The organism is Streptomyces sp. NPDC020845, from assembly GCF_044334165.1.
Lineage (GTDB): Bacteria > Actinomycetota > Actinomycetes > Streptomycetales > Streptomycetaceae > Streptomyces.
The window spans coordinates 1-19,024 of sequence record NZ_JBIRSJ010000014.1 but is presented as its reverse complement, the minus strand read 5'-3'; the positions used below and the strand labels follow the sequence as shown (position 1 = coordinate 19,024).

Annotated in this window: 12 protein-coding genes; 8 read left to right on the top strand and 4 right to left on the bottom strand. The window is 73.3% G+C overall.

Features of this window, described 5'->3' with window-relative positions; translation table 11 throughout:
• Positions 1-363: 363 nt before the first annotated feature.
• The gene (locus tag ACH4U7_RS34190; RefSeq protein WP_385615031.1) at positions 364-1,017 is read left to right on the top strand and encodes a LysE family translocator; all 654 of its coding nucleotides are present in this window, start codon (positions 364-366) and stop codon (positions 1,015-1,017) included.
• A gap of 185 nt (positions 1,018-1,202) precedes the next feature.
• Positions 1,203-2,108 (top strand): MBL fold metallo-hydrolase, encoded by a 906-nt coding sequence (locus ACH4U7_RS34185; protein ID WP_398531660.1) that lies wholly within the window; start codon positions 1,203-1,205, stop codon positions 2,106-2,108.
• 91 nt (positions 2,109-2,199) lie between these two features.
• Here ACH4U7_RS34185 and ACH4U7_RS34180 read toward each other — a convergent pair whose 3' ends face one another.
• A complete protein-coding gene (locus ACH4U7_RS34180; RefSeq protein ID WP_398531659.1) occupies positions 2,200-6,681 on the bottom strand; it encodes an HAD-IC family P-type ATPase in 4,482 nt (1,493 codons plus the stop codon).
• Between the two features lie 140 nt (positions 6,682-6,821).
• Between ACH4U7_RS34180 and ACH4U7_RS34175 the strand changes: the two genes are divergently transcribed.
• Complete coding sequence (locus ACH4U7_RS34175) at positions 6,822-7,346, top strand: hypothetical protein (protein WP_398531658.1); 525 nt, start codon at positions 6,822-6,824, stop codon at positions 7,344-7,346.
• Positions 7,347-7,549: 203 nt separating this feature from the next.
• A complete protein-coding gene (locus ACH4U7_RS34170; protein WP_398531657.1) occupies positions 7,550-10,390 on the top strand; it encodes a SpoIIE family protein phosphatase in 2,841 nt (946 codons plus the stop codon).
• A 77-nt stretch (positions 10,391-10,467) separates the two neighbouring features.
• Here ACH4U7_RS34170 and ACH4U7_RS34165 read toward each other — a convergent pair whose 3' ends face one another.
• Positions 10,468-11,265: a DJ-1/PfpI family protein gene (locus ACH4U7_RS34165; RefSeq protein WP_398531656.1), complete on the bottom strand. Its 798-nt coding sequence runs from the start codon at positions 11,263-11,265 to the stop codon at positions 10,468-10,470.
• 204 nt (positions 11,266-11,469) lie between these two features.
• On the opposite strand from ACH4U7_RS34165, the gene ACH4U7_RS34160 reads away from it, so the two are divergent.
• Entirely contained in the window at positions 11,470-13,257 is a 1,788-nt protein-coding gene (locus ACH4U7_RS34160; RefSeq protein ID WP_398531655.1) for an RNA polymerase sigma factor, read from the top strand.
• Between the two features lie 28 nt (positions 13,258-13,285).
• On the opposite strand, the gene paaK is transcribed toward ACH4U7_RS34160, so the two are convergent.
• Both paaK and ACH4U7_RS34150 read right to left on the bottom strand, forming a co-directional pair.
• Positions 13,286-14,623: a phenylacetate--CoA ligase PaaK gene (gene paaK / locus ACH4U7_RS34155; RefSeq protein WP_398531654.1), complete on the bottom strand. Its 1,338-nt coding sequence runs from the start codon at positions 14,621-14,623 to the stop codon at positions 13,286-13,288.
• A 239-nt stretch (positions 14,624-14,862) separates the two neighbouring features.
• Entirely contained in the window at positions 14,863-15,348 is a 486-nt protein-coding gene (locus tag ACH4U7_RS34150; RefSeq protein WP_398531653.1) for a hypothetical protein, read from the bottom strand.
• A gap of 242 nt (positions 15,349-15,590) precedes the next feature.
• Between ACH4U7_RS34150 and ACH4U7_RS34145 the strand changes: the two genes are divergently transcribed.
• The 3 genes from ACH4U7_RS34145 (at position 15,591) to ACH4U7_RS34135 (ending at position 18,879) form a co-directional block, all read left to right on the top strand.
• Positions 15,591-16,475 carry a lysozyme gene (locus ACH4U7_RS34145; protein WP_398531652.1) on the top strand — a complete coding sequence of 295 codons (885 nt, stop codon included), beginning with the start codon at positions 15,591-15,593 and terminating at the stop codon, positions 16,473-16,475.
• Between the two features lie 225 nt (positions 16,476-16,700).
• On the top strand, positions 16,701-17,345 hold the full coding sequence (locus tag ACH4U7_RS34140) for a DUF4142 domain-containing protein (RefSeq protein WP_398531651.1): 645 nt from the start codon (positions 16,701-16,703) through the stop codon (positions 17,343-17,345).
• Positions 17,346-17,358: 13 nt separating this feature from the next.
• Positions 17,359-18,879, top strand: coding sequence for a DUF1996 domain-containing protein (locus ACH4U7_RS34135; protein WP_398531650.1), 1,521 nt, complete (start codon positions 17,359-17,361; stop codon positions 18,877-18,879).
• The last annotated feature ends 145 nt before the right edge of the window (positions 18,880-19,024 follow it).

Sequence of the window (19,024 nt, the reverse complement as noted above, 5' to 3'; positions counted from 1 at the left end):
GGCGCGGGCCCGTCACTACTCCCTGCCCCTGCCCACCGTGCCCGGCCACCACGCGCCGGCCCCGGGCGAGAGGCCCCCACCCACCGCACCCGGGCACCACGCGCCGGCCACCGTCGGCGCGGCCTGACGGGCCAACCCCGGGCGAGAGGCCCGCTGCCGACCGCCGGTGCCGGGGCGCCCACGACCCCACGCCCCGGGGGCGCCAACCCCGCCGTGCAGACGCACGGCGCCCCGCCCACAACGCGCCGGCCACGAGGCGACGCTCCCCGGCCCAGGCCCCGACAGCCGACGCACCGCCCACCGCACCCCAGCCACCACGAAAACGCCTTTGGTCAGCTTCATCGCCCCGGTGATACTCGCCGCATGGAACTCTCTCTCATCGCCGCCTTCGTCGCGGCCGCCTTCCTGCTCAGCATCGCCCCCGGTCCCGACATGCTCTTCATCGTGGCCAACGCCACGGCCGGAGGCCGCCGCGCCGGGGTGGTGGCCGCGCTCGGGATGTCGACCGGGCTGGCCGTGCATACGCTCGCCGCGGCGCTCGGTCTGAGTGCGCTGTTCCGGGCGGCTCCGGAGGCGTTGGAGGTGGTGCGGCTGGCCGGTGCGGTGTTTCTGATCTACCTCGCCATCACCTCTTGGCGGGCGGGCCGCCGTACGCCCGGCGAGGCCGAGCAGGGGCCCGCGCCGGCCGCCGCCGCGCCCCGTCGGCCGCTGCGCAAGCTCTATCTCATGGCGACGCTCACCAATGTGGCCAACCCCAAGGTCATCCTCTTCTACCTGGCGTTTCTGCCGCAGTTCCTGACCGTGGGCGATGGGGCGTGGCCGGTGTGGCTGCAGCTGCTGACGCTCGGCGGGCTGTTCATCATGGTCGGGCTGCCGGTGGACGCCACGGTGGGGCTGGCGGCCGGAAGCCTGGCGGACAAGCTGCTCAGCCGGCCTTCCTTCCGCCGCCGGCTGGAGCGGGCGTCGGCCGTGATCTTCGGCGGGCTCGCGGTCCGGCTGGCGCTCGACACCCGCTGACGGGCCGACAAATCACCACAGACCTACCGCGTGTGTCGCGGTCGCCCAGAGTCCCCTCCCCGGAGAACAACAAGGTCCGGCCCCTCTTCTTTTTTGGGCCGCACCCGGGATATCCATGGGGTGAGCGGCCGCACACCGGCCGTGATCGACAGAGGAATCGGCACAGACGGAAGGGACCTCGAACCATGAGCGACACGGCGCAGCCAGCCCAAGGCGGCCGACAGGGCGGCTGGCACGTGGACGACCGCTGTACGAACTGCGATGTGGCGCGGCAGCTCGCGCCGGGGCTGATCGGCGAGGCCGACGGCCGTTCGCGGGTGTTGCGCCAACCGCGCGACGAGGCGGAGACCAGGCTGCTGCACACCGCCGCGTACGCCTGTCACACCCGGTCGATCCGCCCTCCCGCCGGGCAGCGGCTCGATCCGGCGCTCGACCCGTTTCCGCTGGCCCTGGACGACTCCGTCTGGCTGTGCGGACACAACTCGACGCACACCGCCGCGGCCAACTCCTATCTGCTGCGCCGCCGTTCGGGGAGCGTCATGGTCGACACCCCGCGTTGGAGCGAGGCGCTGGCGGGGCGGTACGAGGCGCTGGGCCCGGTGACCGATGTGCTGCTCACCCACCGCGACCACGCGGCGCACGGCCGCCGCTGGGCGGACCGCTTCGGCGCGCGGCTGTGGATCCACGAGGGCGATCTGGCCTCAGCCCCGGACGCGGACCGTGTGCTGCGCGGCATCGAGCCGGTCGAGGTGGCCGACGGCGTGGTCGCCCATCCGCTCCCCGGGCACACCGAGGGCAGCGTGCTGTACGTCGCGGACGAGCGGTACTGCTTCAGCGGTGACAGCCTCTACTGGTCGCGCACCACGGCGGACATCGAGGTCGTGGAGAGCGTGACCTGGTACTCCATCGAGGAGCTGGCCGCGTCCCTGGTCCGCACGGTCCCGCGGCTGCGCTTCGAGTGGCTGCTGCCCGGCCATGGGGACCGTAAGCGGCTGCCCGCCGCCGAGACGGCCCGCCGCATGGCGGGGCTGACGGACCGGGTGCGGAAGCTGAGGCCCCAGCCGATCGACTTCTCGGCCGTACGCTGGTAAGCCCCCCGCACGCCGTACGCCCGCGCCCTGGCCCTCGCCCCAGGCCGCGCCCCAGCCCACGACCCGTCCTACGCCCTAGCCCACGACCGCCCTACGCCGCCATACCGCGCACCAGCGGTGTCAGCGCAGAGCCGACCAGGGTGGCCGTGACGATGGAGCCCATGGTGATGCCCCACGCCACCGGGCCCAGCGGGGTGCAGCCGAAGAACTGGCTGACGCCCGGTGTCTGGACGATGCCCGCGAGGACCGCCGCGGAGCCGAACCCGGCGATCAGGACGTGCCGGTCCAGGCCGCCGGTGGCCAGGGTCTGGGCGAGTTGGGTGCCGACCAGCGCGACGAGCGCGACCGTGCTCGCGCGTCGGCCGCGGCCGGTGAGCCGGGCGCCGGACCAGGCCATGCCCGCGCCGAGGGCGGTGATGGCGCCGCGCAGCAGCATCTCGTGGGTCAGGGCGGTGCCGAGTGAGCGGTGCGGGCCTTCGCGCAGCAGCCGCTCGCCGGTGTGGCCGGTCGGCTCGCGCACCGCGATGGCGAGCGCGGGCGCGAGGTCGGTGAGCAGGTTGACCAGCATGATCTGCCGGGCGCTCAGCGGTGTGCCGCCGGTGAGCGCGGAGGTGACCACGCTGAAGGTGACCTCTCCCAGGTTGCCGCCGATGAGGATGGCGAGCGCGGCCCGTACCGAGGCCCACATGGCCCGCCCCTCCATGAGCGCCGAGACGATGGTCTGCAGCCGGTCGTCGCCGACGACCAGGTCGGCGGCGGCGGTCGCCGCGGGCGTGCCGCGCCGGCCGAGGGCGATTCCGACGTCCGCGAGGCGGATGGCGGGGGCGTCGTTGGCCCCGTCGCCGGTCATCGCCACGACCCGCCCGAGGCGCTGGTACGCCTGGACGATGCGGACCTTGTGGTGCGGGCTGCACCGGGCGATCACATCGACGGTGGGCAGCAGTTCGTCGAGTCTGGCGTCGTCGAGCTCGTCCAGTTCGGGGCCCGTGCACACCTTGGGTTCGGGGACGTCGCTGACGGTCGCGGCGATGGCGTCCGCGGTGGCCGGGTGGTCGCCGGTGAGCATCACGGTGTGCACGCCCGCCTCGTGCAGCCGTCTGGTGGCGGGGGCGGCGCTGGTGCGGACCGGGTCGGCGAGCGCGATGAAGCCGAGGAAGTCCAGGTCCCGTACGGACTCGTCGGTCAGCTCCTCGTCGTCCGCCATGGGCCGCTCGGCGACGGCCAGGATCCGGCGGCCCGCGCCGGCCAGTTCCTCGGCGCGGTCGGCGAGTTCCTTGGCGGCGGCGGTGTCCAGCGGGGTCCGTACGTCCCGGGCCCGTACGTCCCGGGTCCGCCGGCGGGTGCAGCGCAGCAGCACGTTCTCCGGTGCGCCCTTCACGCTCAGCAGCATGCCGCGCGAGGCGCGCCCAGCGGTGGCGTGGTAGGCCCGGGACGGTTCGAAGGGCAGTGAGTCGGTGCGCCGCCAGCGGGGGGCGCCCTGTCGTACGGCGACGCCGGCGCGGCGGGCTCCGGCCATCACCGCGCGGTCGGTCTGGTGGGCCATGGGCTCGGCCTGGCGGGCCGGCGGGGTGGCGCGCAGCGCGGCGGCGAGCACGGCCTTGCGCGGGTTGTCGAGCCGGTCGGCGGGCAGTTGGTCCCCTCCGTCGCTGATGACGGACGCGAGTTGGAGGTTGCCCTCGGTGAGGGTGCCGGTCTTGTCGAAGCACAGGACGTCGGCGCGGCCCAGCGCCTCGATGGTGCGGGGGTTGCGCACCAGCGCGCCGAGGTCCGCCAGGCGGCGTGCGGCGGCGAGCTGGGCCGCGTTGACCAGGAAGGGCAGCCCTTCGGGTACGGAGGCGACGGCGAGGTTCACCGACTGAGCGAGCGTGTCGGTCAGCTTGCGGCCGTGCAGCAGCCCGGCCGCGGACACCGCGGACGCGGAGCCGAGGGCGATGGGCAGGCTGGCCCGGGTGAGCCTGCCAAGCCGGGCCTCCACGCCGGTGACGGGCGCGGCCTGGCGCGCGGTGGCGAGGCTGCGGCCGACCTCGGTGGAGGTGCCGGTGGCCACCACGACGGCCACCGCCCGTCCGGCGGAGACGGTGGTGCCCTCGTAGAGCATCGAGCGGCGCCCGGTGATGTCCGCGGCGGCCACCGGCGCCGGGTCCTTGGCCACCGGGAGGGATTCGCCGGTCAGCGACGATTCGTCGACCTCCAGGCCCTCGGCCTCCAGCAGCCGGCAGTCGGCGGGCACCACGTCCTCGGGGCGCAGCGCGACGATGTCGCCGGCCACCAGGTCACCCGCGGCGACCAGCCGCTCGGTGCCGCCGCGGCGTACCCGCGCGCCGATGGCGGAGCGGGCGAACAGCTCGGCCAGGGCGCGTTCGGTCCTGACCCGCTGGACCCCGCCGACCAGCGCGGAGGTGCCGGTGATGGCGGCCACGAGGGCGGCGTCGGTGCGCGATCCCACGGCCGCGGCCAGCGCGGCCCCGGCGGCGAGCACAGGGGTGAGGGGGTTGGCCAGTTCCTCGATGAACGCCGTGGGCAGGCTGGTGGCGGGCGGCTCTCCGGTGCGCGGCGCGCCGGGGGCGCGGGCGCGGGCGGCGGCCTCGGCCGGGGCGAGGCCGTCGGACCGGGTGCCCAGGCGTTCCAGGACGCGCGGCACGGGCATCAGATGCCAGGGGGTGGAGGTCACCGGCGGGGCCAGGGGGCGCGCTATCAGCTGCCGGGCGCGCCAGTTGCCCATGCAGAAGGCGAGGGTGCCGGCGATGTTGCTGGCGCCGGTGGCGCGTGCGGCGGCCTGGCGGCGCCGGGCCCGGAGGGCGGCGACGGCGCCGACGCCGCTGCCGCCGGCCGCGAGTATGGCGCTGTCCCGGTCGACCCGGGCCGCCACTCCCACGGCGTCCACGATCACCCCGGCGGACTCCAGGTCCGCGCCGACCAGCAGATGCGCGCCCCAGGCCGGGGGCTCGCCCTCCCGGTGGGTGCCGATGCTGCAGTCGGCGGCGCCCAGCGCCCGGCGGTTGCCCGAGAGCAGCAGCACCACGGCGCCGTCGGCCTGCAGTGCGCGCACCGAGGCGACCAGGCGTCCTCCGGCGGGCACCACCGCGTCCGCGAAGGCGAACGCGGGGTGAGGGCGGTCGGTGGCCAGGACCACGCGGGCGCCCGCCCGGCGGGCGGCGGCCGCCACGGCCTCGGCGCCCGGGGCGGTCTGCACGGCCAGCCCCACCACGGCCCGCAGACGGCGGCCCTTGGCCAGGCCGAGGACGCGCTCGCTGCCCTTGCGGCCCAGCCGGGAGGCGGCCTGGCTGCCCGTACGGCCCGTCAGATCGAGCCGGTCCAGGGGTCCCAGCGCCCAGCCCTGGCCGTTGCGGCGGATCTCCAGGGGGCCGTCGGGGTCGAAGAGTTCGAAGAGCCGTTCGGCGATCAGCGGGGCCTCGGCCCCGTCGAGCACCTCGATGTCGATGGGCTCGTACCGGTCGCTGCGCAGCGCCTCCTCGTCCAGCAGCACGGTGTCGACCTGGCCCAGCCGCCGTAGCGCTCCGCGGTCCATGGCCACCACGCCGCGCAGCGCGAGAAAGCGGCCGAGGCTGGTCGCGAACCCCTCCCGGCCGCCCCCCGGCGCCTTGGGTATGGAGGCCAGCGCCACGGCGAGCCCGCGGCGGGGGCCGGCGAACGGCACGGCGAGGGCGCCGGCGACGGCCCCGGCGCGCATGGACCGCTCCGCGTAGTGCGCGGTGGCGTCCCTGGGGGGCGGTCCGGGCCGCTCGACGATGATCGGCTCGGCCGCCACGTCCCGCGGTCCGTGCACCAGATGCGGTTCGGCCGCCTCCCATGCCTCGCTCTCCGCGTCGGCTTCCCGCCACTGGGCGATGCGCTCGACCGTGTCCAGGGCGAGCCCTCCGCCGTGTGTCGCCACGCCCTGGGCCAGCGCGCTCAGCGCGGTCAGGGCCGAGTCGGCCCGTTCCGAGCCGCCGATCGCCGCGGCCAGCCGGTGGACCCGCGGATGGTGCTGGAGCAGGGAGGCCAGCGCGCCCACCTCGGTGGGCAGTTTGAGCCAGGGGGCCAGGCGCAGCGCGGTGGACAGGGTCAGGCCCACGGTGTCCGCGGTCAGCGCGGAGAGGGATTCGGGAGTGTTGGCGCCTTCGGAGGGGTGGTGCGGTTCCGGGCGCCATTCGTCGAACTCCTCGGCCACGACGGCGGCTCCGAGGGCTTCGGCCTGTTCGACCAGGGCGACCAGTTCGGATTCGCGCGGCGGCGGGGAGACGAGCGACACCACGACGCGTTCGGTGGGCGCGTTGACCCGCGCCCACCGGACACCGGGGTGTGTTTCCAGCGCCGTCTCCACGCGGCGGCCGACCCGCTCGCCCCCGATGCCGTGCACCCCCCGGACCTCGATATAGCAGCGCCCGGGGTGGGACCACACTCCGCGCTGTGGCAGCCTCGCCAGCCGTCCGACCAGTCCGGCCGCGCCGCGCACACCGGCGGCCACCCCGCCGGCGAGGGGTCCCAGCAGCGGGGGCGCCGGGATGCGCGGTCCCGATCGCCGCGACCGTTCCGGCTGTTTCGGCCGTTCTGACCGTGGTGCCTGGGACATCGGCGCGGCCTCCCTGTACGTCGCCCGGCAGCCGCCCCCACTCGGCGCCCTGTTCGACGGAAGGCGCCCTGTTCGGCAGAAGATGAATCCCGATTACCCTGAAAAGTGAGGAATTACCGCAACGTCAACCATGTGTGGACGTGAGATCTGTGAGTACTCCCACCACCACCCGCAAGCGCGGGGCCTCGGACAAGACGAAGACAGCAGCCCGGCAGAAGACGACGGCCCGGCAGAAGACGGCGGCCGCCGCGAAGAGCACGGCCACGAAGAGCACCGCCGCGAAGGCCACGGCCACGAAGGCCACGGCCGGTACGGCCACGAAGAGCACCAAGGCCGTGACGAAGGCCGGTAAGCCGGTCAAGGCCACGGCGGAAGGCGGCAAGCGGTCCTTCACCGTCACCGTCCCCACCATGGGGCGCCCCACGATGGGGAGCGTGGCGGGCGGCCTGATGGACGCGGCGCTGCTGCCGGTGGCGATGGCCCGCCGCTGGCTGCCCGCCAAGGGCGGCCTGCCGCTGTACGTGGGCCTGGGCCTGCTGGGCGCCGCGGACGCGATCGAGTGGCCGGTGGCCGTGGGCATCGGCGTCGGCTACGCGGTCCTGCGCCGCGGCGGCATCATGGCGCCCCCGTCCACCGGCCGCAGGACCGTCGCCCAGGCGGCCTGAGGGCCCCTGTTCGGACGCTCCGCCCGACGGACCGGCGCCGTCCGGGCCCCGGTCCGTCGGGCGGGTCACCCCGCGCACCAGGACGCGGTTCACCAGCGCCGATACCGTCCGTCACCCCCCTTCACCCCTCTGCTGGCAGATGCCCCCATTTGGGGTGAAACTTGAATTCTGAAAGAGGGACCATTCCTCGGGGAAGTGATGAAGTGCCGGTCAGCTGGGACGACACCGCCGTCCTCACCGATGCCCACAACCGATTTCTGGCGGGCAGACTTGTCAGCCGCGCCGTACGTCCGCCGATCCTCAGCTCCTGGGAGCGCTGCCGGTCGCTGGGCATCGCCGCCGACCACGTGGACGTGCTCTACCACACGGAGCTGGACCTCGGCGGCAGCCTGACCGAGGCCGCCCGGCCGGTGCTGGACCGGCTCGAGTCCCAGGTCTCCGGTATCCGGGTGAGCGCGGTCCTGTGCGACCAGGACGCCCGAGTGCTGGAGCGCCGGGTCGGCGAACACTCGCTCAACCGCTTCCTCGACTCCCTGAACCTCGCCCCCGGCTTCGGCTTCTCCGAGGAGCTCACCGGCACCAACGGCATGGGCACCGCGCTCGCGGCCCGGCAGCCCGCCTTCGTATGCGGCCGGGAGCACTTCGCCGACATCATGCGACAGTTCGCCTGCGCGGCCGCCCCCATCCGCGACCCGTTGAGCGGGCGCGTCCTCGGCGCGCTCGACCTCACCTGCGACCACCGCCACGCCGATGTCTCGATGCTGGGCCTGGTCCACCAGGCGGCGGTCGCTGTCGAGCAACGGCTGCTCGACCGCATCACCGCCCGCGAGCGGGCCCTGCTCGCCTCCTTCGCCGTCGACGGCGCCCGGGAGGCCCCCGACGCCCTCGACCGGCGGGATCGGCTGGTCCTTCAGGAGCTGGCCGTACAGCTCATCGCCGACGGACGCGCCTGTGTCGTGGAGGCGCGGCTCCCCGAGGGGCGCGGTGTCACGCTCTGGTGCCATGAGGCCCACGGCCCCACCGGCGCGATCGGCTTCCTCGTCGAGGCCGTGCTGCCCGGCGGCAGGCGCTGCCGCTGTGCCGCTGAGGACCGTACGGGCTCCCCCGAGCCGCCCGTCCTCGCGGGCGGAGGCCCGATGTCCCATCCGCCGCTCGTCCCGGGGAGCCTCGCGATTCCCACGCTCCCGCCCGCCGACGGCCCCACCCCGCCTGTCGCGTCGGGCCACCCCGGCCCCGTACCTTCCTCCGACGCGTGGGCGCGCGGCGGGCCGCTCGCCGTCGGGGAGCCCGGCGTCAGCCGCCTGGCGCTGCTGGCCCGGGAGCGGCTTGGGCTGCTGTGCGAGGCGGGCGTGACGGTCGGCACCACCTTGGACGTCACCCGCACCGCCGAGGAGCTGACCGAGGTGGCCGTGCCGCGGTTCGCCGACTGTGTGGCCGTGGACCTGCCGGACTGCGTGCTGCGCGGCGAGGAGCCGATGGGGACCGGCGGCCCGCTGCTGCGGGTGGCGATGGCGGGGGTGCGCACGGGATCCCATCTGTACGCGGTGGGCGAGTCGGTCAGCTACGCCGCCTCCACACCGCACGCCCGCGCGCTCGCCACCGGCGAACCCGTACTCGAGCCGTATCTGAACGAGGCGTACGGCTGGCTGGCCAACGATCCGGCCCGCGGCGGACAGGCGCTGCGCGCGGGGATCCATTCGCTGATCGCGGTGCCGATGCGGGCCCGGGGCGTCGTCCTGGGCGTGGCCGCCTTCTACCGCTCCGCGCTCAAGCAGCCCTTCGAAGAGGACGATCTTTCCCTGGCCGAGGACCTGGTCAGCCGCGCCGCCGTATGCATCGACAACGCGCGGCGCTTCACCCGCGAGCACACGACCGCGCTGGCGCTGCAGCACAGCCTCCTGCCCCGTGGGCTGCCCGCGCAGCACGCCGTGGAGGCCGCCCACCGCTATCGGCCCGCGACGACCGGGGTCGGGGGCGACTGGTTCGATGTGATCCCGCTGTCCGGCGCCCGGGTGGCCCTGGCGGTCGGCGACGTGGTCGGGCACGGACTGCACGCGACGGCGACGATGGGCCGGCTGCGCACCGCCGTCCACAACTTCTCGGCGCTGGACCTGGCGGTCGACGAAGTGCTCAGCCAACTCGACGATCTGGTCTGCCGTCTCGACCCGGACGCGACGGGTACGGACGCCCCGGGCACCGACCCGGCGGGCGGCACGGATACGTACTCGACGGACACCGGGCCCGAGCCGGGCGGCGAGAGCGAGCCGGGCATCGTCGGCTCCGGCTGTCTGTACGCCGTCTACGACCCGGTGAACCGCCGCTGCACCGCCGCCCGGGCCGGACACCCGCCGCCCGCCCTGGTGCTGCCCGACGGCACCGTGGAGTTTCCCGACGTGCCCCCGGGGCCGCCGCTCGGCGTGGGCGGCCTGCCGTTCGAGACCGCCGACTTCGAGGTCCCCGAGGGCAGTCTGCTGGTGCTCTACACCGACGGCCTGCTCACCGGCGACGGCCACGACCCGGGGGTCGGCTTCGAGCGGCTGCGTGCGGCGCTGGCCCGCCCGGGCCGTACGCCGGAGCAGACCTGCGCCGCCCTGGAGTCGCTGTTCCCGGAGCGTCCCGTGGACGATGTGGTGCTGCTCGTGGCCCGTACCCGGGCCCTGGGCGAGGATCAGGTCGCCGTCTGGGATCTGCCCGCGGACCCGGCCGAGGTGTCCCGGGCGCGCCAGGAGGTCATCGCGCGGCTGACCGAGTGGGGCCTCGATGCGCCGGCGTTCACCACCGAGCTGATCGTCAGCGAGCTGGTCACCAACGCCATCCGGTACGGCCGCGAACCACTGCAACTGCGCTTGCTGCGCGAGCGCGCGCTCATCTGCGAGATGGCCGACGGCAGCAGCACCTCCCCGCGGCTGCGCCGGGCCCGCACCACCGACGAGGGCGGCCGCGGGCTGTTCCTGGTCGCGCAGCTCGCCCGGCGCTGGGGCACCCGCTACACCGAGCACGGCAAGGTGATCTGGACGGAGCAGCCGCTGCCCCGGGGCGGCTGAGCGCGTCCGCGCACATCACCGCGGCTCCCCCCGCGCATCGCCGCGCGTCACCGCAGGTCAGCACACGCCGCCGGACATCATGTCGCGGCGTCCGCCAGCAGCTTCAGGGCCAGCCGCTGGAGCTCGGGGCCGGCCTTGTCGGGGCTGCCGGTGTCGTACGGCGGGGCCGGGTCGTACTCGACGGCCAGCTGCATGGCCTTGGCGGTGTTCTCGTCGGACAGCCGTGCGGCGAGATGCAGGCCCATGTCGATCCCGGCGGAGACCCCCGCGGCGGTGATGATCTTCCCCGTCTCGATGAACCGCCCCGGTGTGTCGATGGCGCCCACATCGGCCAGCGAGGGGCGGGCGGCCCAGAACGTGGTGGCGGGCAGGCCGCGGAGCAGTCCGGCGGCGCCCAGGATCAGCGACCCGGTGCACACCGAGGTGGTCCACACCGTCTGCTCGTGCATACGGCGCAGCCAGTCGAGGATCGCCTCGTCGCCCATCGAGGCCGTGGTGCCGCGCTCGCCCCCGCCCGGCACCAGCACGACCTCCGCCCGGGGCATCTCGTCGAGCGACCGCTCGGCCACCAGCGCCAGCTCCCCGGTGTCCGTGCGCACCCGCCCGGCCCGCTTGGCCACCATGGTCACCGAGACGTGGGGGACGCGGCACAGCACCTCGTACGGGCCGACGGCGTCCAGCGCGGTGAAGCCGTCGTACAGCAGCACCGCCACCCGTATCGGCCGCCCGGACGCCCCGCCGGTCGCGGCGCCGTCCTCCTCGCGGGCCTGCTGGGCGCGGGCCGGGGCCGCCGCGACCGTCGTCAGCCCCGCGCCGAGGCTTCCCGCCGCCGCTGCACGGAGCAGTTTGCGGCGGCCGTTGCCGGTACCTGCCATGAATCCCTCCCAGGTCGAGTCCTCCGGTGAAATGCCGGTGAGCAGGTAGTCGGCCCGGAGTTCGGCGGGGTTCCGGGGCGCAGGAAGCTTTCCGGGATTTGTGTTATCCAGACCGCGTGGCTCCGTCTCCTGTGGGGGGCGCCCCGGCATGACCGGGGTGGTCGGCCGTAATGGGGCCCTGATCGGGAGAGAGCGAGGTGGCGCGTGCGCACCAAGGAGCAGTCGGACGCCGCGGTCGTCGCGGCGGCGCGGGCCGGGGACCAGCGAGCGCTGGCGGAGCTGCTGGAGGAGTACCTGCCGCTGGTCTACAACGTGGTGGGCCGGGCCCTGGACGGCCACGCCGACGTCGATGACGTCGTGCAGGAGACGATGCTGCGGGCGGTGACGGGGCTGGCGGGCCTGACCGACCCGGAGCGGTTCCGGTCCTGGCTGGTGGCGATAGCCCTGAACCAGGTGCGTCAGCGCTGGCGCGAGGGGCGGGCGGGGGCGCGGGCCGGGCAGTTGGAGGAGGCCGTCGAGGTGGCCGATCCCGGTGCGGACTTCGCCGAGCTGACGGTGTTGCGGCTCGGGCTGTCCGGGCAGCGGCGGGAGGTCGTGGAGGCGACCCGCTGGCTGGAGCGGGACGAGCGGGAGGTGCTGTCGCTGTGGTGGCTGGAGGCCGCGGGCGAGCTGACCCGCGCCGAGCTCGCGGCGGCCTGTGAACTCGCCCCGAAACACGCCGCGGTGCGGGTCCAGCGGGTCAAGAGCCGACTGGACACCGCCCGGGGCGTGGTGCGGGCGCTGCGCGCGTCGCCGCGCTGCCCGGAGCTGTCGGCGCTGGTGAAGCCGTGGCACGGCAGACCGTCCGCGCTGTGGCGCAAGCGCCTGGCCCGCCATATCGGGCAGTGTCCGCGGTGCGGCTTCGCCGCGGCCGATCTGGTGCCCGCCGAGGGGCTGTTGGTGGGCATGGCCCTGGTGCCGCTTCCGGCAGGGCTGGCCGCGTACGCGCTGGGACAGCTCGCCTCGGGGACGTCAGCGGCAGCAGCCACGGCGGCGGCGTCGAAGACCGCCGGGGGCAAACTGGCTCAGCTCCTGGCGCAGACCACGGCGAAGCCGGTGGTGGCGGTGGCCGCGGCGGGCGGTCTGGCGGTCGCCGCCACCGCCCTGTACGTCCAGGCCGGGCCCGGCTCCGCCCCGAACCCGGGGCGTCCGCCGTCCGCCGCGGCGTCCTCCGCACCCGCCGTACCCGAGGCGTCGGCGGCGGCGCCGACCGGGGAGGTGGGCGAGGCGGTCTCCCGCCCGCCATCGAGCAAGCCCAAGTCCTCGCGGTCGGCCCCCGCCTCGGCCGTTCCGCGCTCGCTGTACGGCACGGTGGTCGACAAGGCCGACGCGGCCCCGGCGGCCACCGCCCGCCCCGGTCCGCTGCCGAAGCGGCCGGAGGGGCGTGCGATCACCGGTTCCGGCAGCTATGAACAGCCGGGCCCCGGCAGATATGTGATGGTCAACAACGCCCAGTATGTGACGCTGACCGGGCAGGGGTATGTGCTGGTCCGCTGGCAGCTGGTGCCCGCCGAGCGGTCCGGCCGGCTGCGGATGCCCAGCTGGACCGGGCTGAGCGGGCGGCTGTTCCATGTGGCCTCCGGCGGGGGCCGCCGCATGGATGACCAGATGCCCGGGGCCACGGACCGGCCGCACACCTGGATGGGCAGCGCCGCCACCGGGTTCGACACCCTGCCCGCGGGCGCCCAGCAGATGTGGCAGAACGAGTACTACTACCTCGACGGCAGCGTGACCCTCCATCTCAACGAGGACTGGGCCGACTACAACCTCACGGTCTCGGCCGTGGACCGGGCGAAGATCCTCCAGGACGTGTCGCAGCCGCCCGGGGACGCGGCGATCCGCTACGGGCTGGTGCGGGACACCGGCACCGACGCCGCCCCGGTCCCGCAGTATGTGACCCGCTCGCGCGCCGCCGATCCCTTCACCGTGCCGCTCCGCGGCGATCTGCGCTGACCTGATGGGCCGCCACCACGCTGGGTCCTCAGCGCAGGTCCTTGACCCGGCGGAGCTTCCCGACGGAGCGCTCCAGCGACTCCGGCTCCACCACCGCCACCTCGACGGTCAGACCCGCCCCCTCCTTGACCGCCTGGGCGATGGCCCGCTCGGCGGCCTCGCGCGCCTCGGGCGTGGCGCCGGGGCGCGCCTCGGCCTGGACGGTGAGCTGGTCCATTCGGCCGCGCCGGGTCAGCACCAGCTGGAAGTGCGGGGCGACGCCCGGGGTGCGCAGCACGATCTCCTCGATCTGGCTGGGGAAGAGGTTCACTCCGCGCACAATGATCATGTCGTCGCAGCGGCCGGTGATCTTCTGGATGCGGCGGAACGCGGGCCGGGCCGTGCCGGGCAGCAGCCGGGTCAGATCGCGGGTGCGGTAGCGGATGACGGGCATGGCCTCCTTGGTCAGGGAGGTCAGCACCAGCTCGCCCTCCTCGCCGTCGGCCACCGGCTCGTCGGTGAGCGGGTCCACGATCTCGGGGTAGAAGTGGTCCTCCCACACATGCAGCCCGTCCTTGGTCTCCACGCACTCCTGGGCCACCCCGGGGCCGATCACCTCGGACAGCCCGTAGATGTCCACGGCGTGCAGGTCCGCACGCTCCTCGATCTCCCGGCGCATCTCCTCGGTCCACGGCTCGGCGCCGAAGACGCCGACCTTGAGGGAGGTGGTGCGCGGGTCGATGCCCTGGCGCTCGAACTCGTCGAGGAGGGTGAGCATGTAGGAGGGGGTGACCATGATGATCTCGGGCCTGAAGTCCTCGATGATCCGCACCTGGCGGGCGGTCATGCCGCCGGAGGCGGGGACGACGGCGCAGCCCAGCCGCTCGGCGCCGTAGTGGGCGCCGAGGCCGCCGGTGAACAGGCCGTAGCCGTAGGAGACATGCACCATCTGGCCGGGGCGCCCACCGGCCGCGCGCAGCGAGCGGGCGACCACCTCGGCCCACATGGACAGGTCGTTCGCGGTGTAGCCGACGACGGTGGGACGGCCGGTGGTGCCGCTGGAGGCGTGGACGCGGCGCAGCTGTGAGCGGTCCACGGCGAGCAGGCCGAAGGGGTAGGTGTCGCGCAGATCGGCCTTGGTGGTGAGGGGGAAGCGGGCCAGGTCCGCCAGCGTGCGGCAGTCCTCGGGCTCGACGCCGGCCGCGCGGAACTTCGCCCGGTACGGCTCGACATGGTCGTAGACCCGCCTGAGGGTGGCCCGCAGCCGGGCGAGCTGGGTCTCGCGCAGCTCTTCTGGCCCCATCCGTTCGGCGGCGTCGAGGAGTTCGGCCGGCGGTGGTGATCCCAGCCGGCGCCCGCCGCCGGTCGTATGCGTCGACACCGTCATGTCTGGCACCACCTCATGAACCGACCGAACATTCGGTTTAACCGCGCGACGCGATCAAGTAACCCAGTATCCGACGGGGCTGTCAAGGGGCGGCGCGGGCGCACGGGAGGGACACTCCTCGCCCTCCTTCAGCCCGCCCCTGTCCCCTATATAGGGCCGCTGGAGGACCCGCTTGTATCGGGCCCCATATAAAGGGGACAGAGAAGGGGCGGAGAGAGGGCGTGAGACGGGCCGTCACCTCAGCCCGAGGGGGGCGGGTTCGAGACGGACGGGGAGGACTTGTACGCGGTGGACTTCTCGATGGCGCCGCCGAGCTTGTCCCGGGCGGCCTTCAGGGAGCCCATGGACTCCGCCGAGACGACCCAGCGGTTGCCGACCAGAAAACTCCCGCCGTACATCTGCGCGTAGTCCAGCCAGTCCCGCTGCCCCTTGGCGGTCACAAAGCTGAGGAAGACATAGTTCTTCTTGCCGAGATGGCAGACCCCCTGGCGGTAGTCGTCGACGTCCGTGGTGATCTCCGGCTTACAGCCCATGGCCTTGCCCAGCTTCTCAACGCTCGCCGGCCGGGCGACCGGGGCGCTCGCGCCCGGTTTGGCCTTCCCGCGCTCCCCGATCGACGCCTTGTCGTTCTCGCCGTCCGAACCGCACCCGGCCGACAGCAGCGCCACGGCAGCGACGGCCGGCACCACCGCACCGACGCCGATACGGCCGCGGCGGCGCGGCACCGCGGCCCATGGCGCAGGGCACGGGGCCGCGGCGCGGCCGGGGGCCGGACGGGTGGCGTCTTCCGGGGAACACCTTCGCGGTGCGTGCTCGGGCTTCACGTCCATCGGTACGGACGTGACGGGCGAGGCGTTCAGCGAATCCGCGAATTCATTCGCGAACCCCTTCCACCCTCGCGATCTACGCGCGTATCTTCGCCGCACCGCACTTCCCCCCACGTGACACCGAGTTCGGAGGAGCAGATATGTCCGCACAGACCGGCAAGGGTGCCCACCGGAAGCGCCCCGCTCTGCGCTCGCCCTACGCCATGGGCGGGTTGGCCCTCGCGGTCACCGCCACCCTGGCCTCGTTAGTGCCCGCCATGGCCTCGACCACCGAGGCGTCCGAGGCCGGCGCGGCGCGGGCCCAGGCCCCCGCACACCCCGAGCGGGACTGGATGGGCTCGACCGTCGCCGAGCACGAGGGCGGCGACCCCAAGGCGATCCCCAAGGCCACGGTGGCCGCCACGGTGGAGGGGGTCGACGTCAGCAACCACCAGGGAACGGTCAACTGGACGTCACTCTGGAACAAGAACGTCCGGTTCGCCTACGTCAAGGCCACCGAGAGCACGACGTACAAGAACCCCAAGTTCGCCTCGCAGTACAACGGCTCCGCCAACAAGGGCATGATCCGCGGCGCGTACCACTTCGCCCTGCCGAACAAGTCCAGCGGCACCGCACAGGCGGACTACTTCGTGAACAACGGCGGCCGCTGGTCCGCTGACGGCAAGACCCTGCCGCCCGTGCTGGACATCGAGTACAACCCGTACGGCGCGTCCTGCTACGGCAAGACCAAGGCCCAGATGGTCACCTGGATCAAGGACTTCAGCGCCCGGGTCAAGAAGCGCACCGGGCGCGACCCGGTGATCTACACGACCACCAGCTGGTGGAAGTCCTGCACCGGCAACAGCGGCGCGTTCGGCACGAAGAACCCGCTGTGGCTCGCGCGCTACGCGTCGACGCCGGGGGCGCTGCCGGCCGGCTGGAAGACGCACACCATCTGGCAGTACACGTCCTCCGGGCCGGTGGTGGGCGACCACAACAAGTTCAACGGCAGCCTGACCCGGCTCAAGGCACTCGCCAAGGGCTGAGCTCAACGCCGACCCCCGGCCGGCGCCGGCCCGGGCAACTCCCGCCCCCCGACTGGGCAAAGCGGACGTAAAGCACCAGCTCAGGGGGCGGGACACAAAACAGTTCGGCAGAGTACCAGCAAGTAGCGATCGCTGTCAGGTCTTTATTCATTGGTGATGAGCTCTCCACTCCCGGCCCACACCAGGCACTAGCGTCCGGTGTCACTCCGAACCAAGGAGGGCGCTGTGCGATCAGTCATCAGCAGATCCATTGCTTCCAGCCGCACGATCGGGACCGGGCTCATCATCGGTGCGCTCGCCATGACGCTCGCGGCACTGCTCATCCCCGTGAGCCTGTTCGGCGAAAGCAGCGCCGCGGCGCTCCCGAGCGGGGTCATCGACGACGGCAAAGGAACCATCAGTACGCAATACGGACCGCTCACCGCGGTCGACAGGGACTTCGTCCGCAAGGTCAAGCTCGCCGGCCTGTGGGAGCTCCCCTCGGGACGCATGGCGCAGCAGCGTGGCAACACCGACGCCGTGAAGACCGCGGGTGAACACCTCATCGAGGGCCACACCGAGCTGGACCGCCGATCCAACGAGGTGGGCCAGGCTCTCGGAATTGACCTGCCCACCCAGCCCAATGAGCAGCAGCAGGGCTGGCTCAACGAAATGACCAACGCCGCCTCACCGGCAGAGTTCCAGCGTGTGTTCGCCAACCGCCTGCGCGCCGCGCACGGGAAGGTCTTCGGCCTGGTTGCCCAGGTGCGGGCGCAGAGCGAGAACTCCATGGTCAGGTCCCTCGCGACAAGGGCCAACGCAGTCGTTCTCGACCACATCACGGTCCTTGAGGACACCGGGCTTGTCGACTTCGAGGCCCTCAACAAATAGGTGAAGTGATCTCATGAGGCAACAGACCCATAAACGCGGGCGTTTCACGAACAAGACCGTGGCCATCGTCGCCGCGCTGGCGCTCGGCGGTGGCGGCGCGGCCATCATCGCGGCGAACGCGTCCGCGAGCGGCGACAAGAGCTCCGGCGAGGAGCGGACGCTGTCGGCGACGGCGGGCACGATCAGCTGCCCCGACGTGGGCCAGAAGCTCAACGACGTGCCCCGCCAGGCCCGCACCGAGGTCGACAGGAACCTGGCCGAGCTCGACTCCCAGGTGGCCAAGGCATACCAGCGCATGGCGAACAAGGAGGCGGGCACGGACTCCGTGCTCACCACGCTCCAGCAGCAGCGCACGGCCACCTTGGACCGTATCGGGACCGCCATCAGCCGCAGCGCCCAACGCCCCGCGGGTCTCGAGCAGATGAGCGCTTGCAAGATGCAGACCAACTTCGCCGGGCAGGGCCGGGGCGGCCAGGGCGGCAACCAGCAGCAGGGCGGCGGCCAGCAGGGCAACCAGCAGGGCGGCGACCAACAGCAGGGCGGCGGCCAGCAGGGCGGCCAGCAAGGCGGCGGCCAGCAGGGCGATGGCCAGCAGCAGGGTGGCGGCCAGCAGGGCGGAAACCAGCAAGGCGGCAACGGCGGGCAGCAGGGCAACGGCCCCTCCCCCGACGACTTCGTCGACATCACGAAGGTGCAGCCCAACGTCAAGGAGCCGCAGAACCAGGGCAACGCGTCCAAGGGCAGCTTCGTCTCGGAGTGCGGTGTCAACGAACAGGGCATCCGCAACACCGACAACGTGATCGTGGCGCCCGGTGTGGGCAACGGCGCCCACCACACCCACGACTACGTGGGTAACAAGACCACGAACGCCAACTCCACCAACGACAGCCTGGCCGCGGGCGAGACCACCTGCACCAACGGCGACCAGTCCACGTACTACTGGCCGGTGGTCCGGGTCCAGGACGGCACCCAGGAGAAGGACGCCAACCAGCTCGGCGGTGGCCTCGAGGGGAACGTCGGCAAGATCCTCACCCCCAAGAGCTCCACGATCGAGTTCAAGGGCAGCCCGGTCGGCAAGGTCACCGCGATGCCCCGCTTCCTGCGGATCATCACCGGTGACGCCAAGGCGTTCACCAACGGCACCGCCAACGCCAACGCCCACTGGAGCTGCACCGGCTTCGAGGACCGCCAGCTGACCGACAAGTACCCGATCTGCCCGCAGGGCAGCGATGTGGTGCGCAGCTTCGCCTTCCAGAGCTGCTGGGACGGCAAGAACATCGACAGCGCCAACCACCGTGACCACGTCGCCTTCGCCCAGGAGGACGGCTCCTGCCCCAACGGCTTCCAGGCGATCCCCCAGCTGGTGAACAAGATCACCTATGAGGTCCCGGCGGGCGAGACCTTCGCGGTCGACGGCTTCCCCGAGCAGTTGCACAAGCCGATCACCGACCACGACGACTTCATCAACGTGATGTCGGACCAGCTGATGAACCAGGCAGTGCAGTGCATCAACAGCGGGCAGAAGTGCGGTTGACGCCCCACCAGCCCCAGGCGTGGGGGGGGCGGGGGGCGGGGGGGGGGGGGCCCCCCCCCCCCGGGCCCCCCCCCGGGGGGGGGGGCCCCCCCCCGGGGGGCCCCCCCCCCCGCCCGCGCGGGCCCCCCCCGCCCCGCCCCCCCCG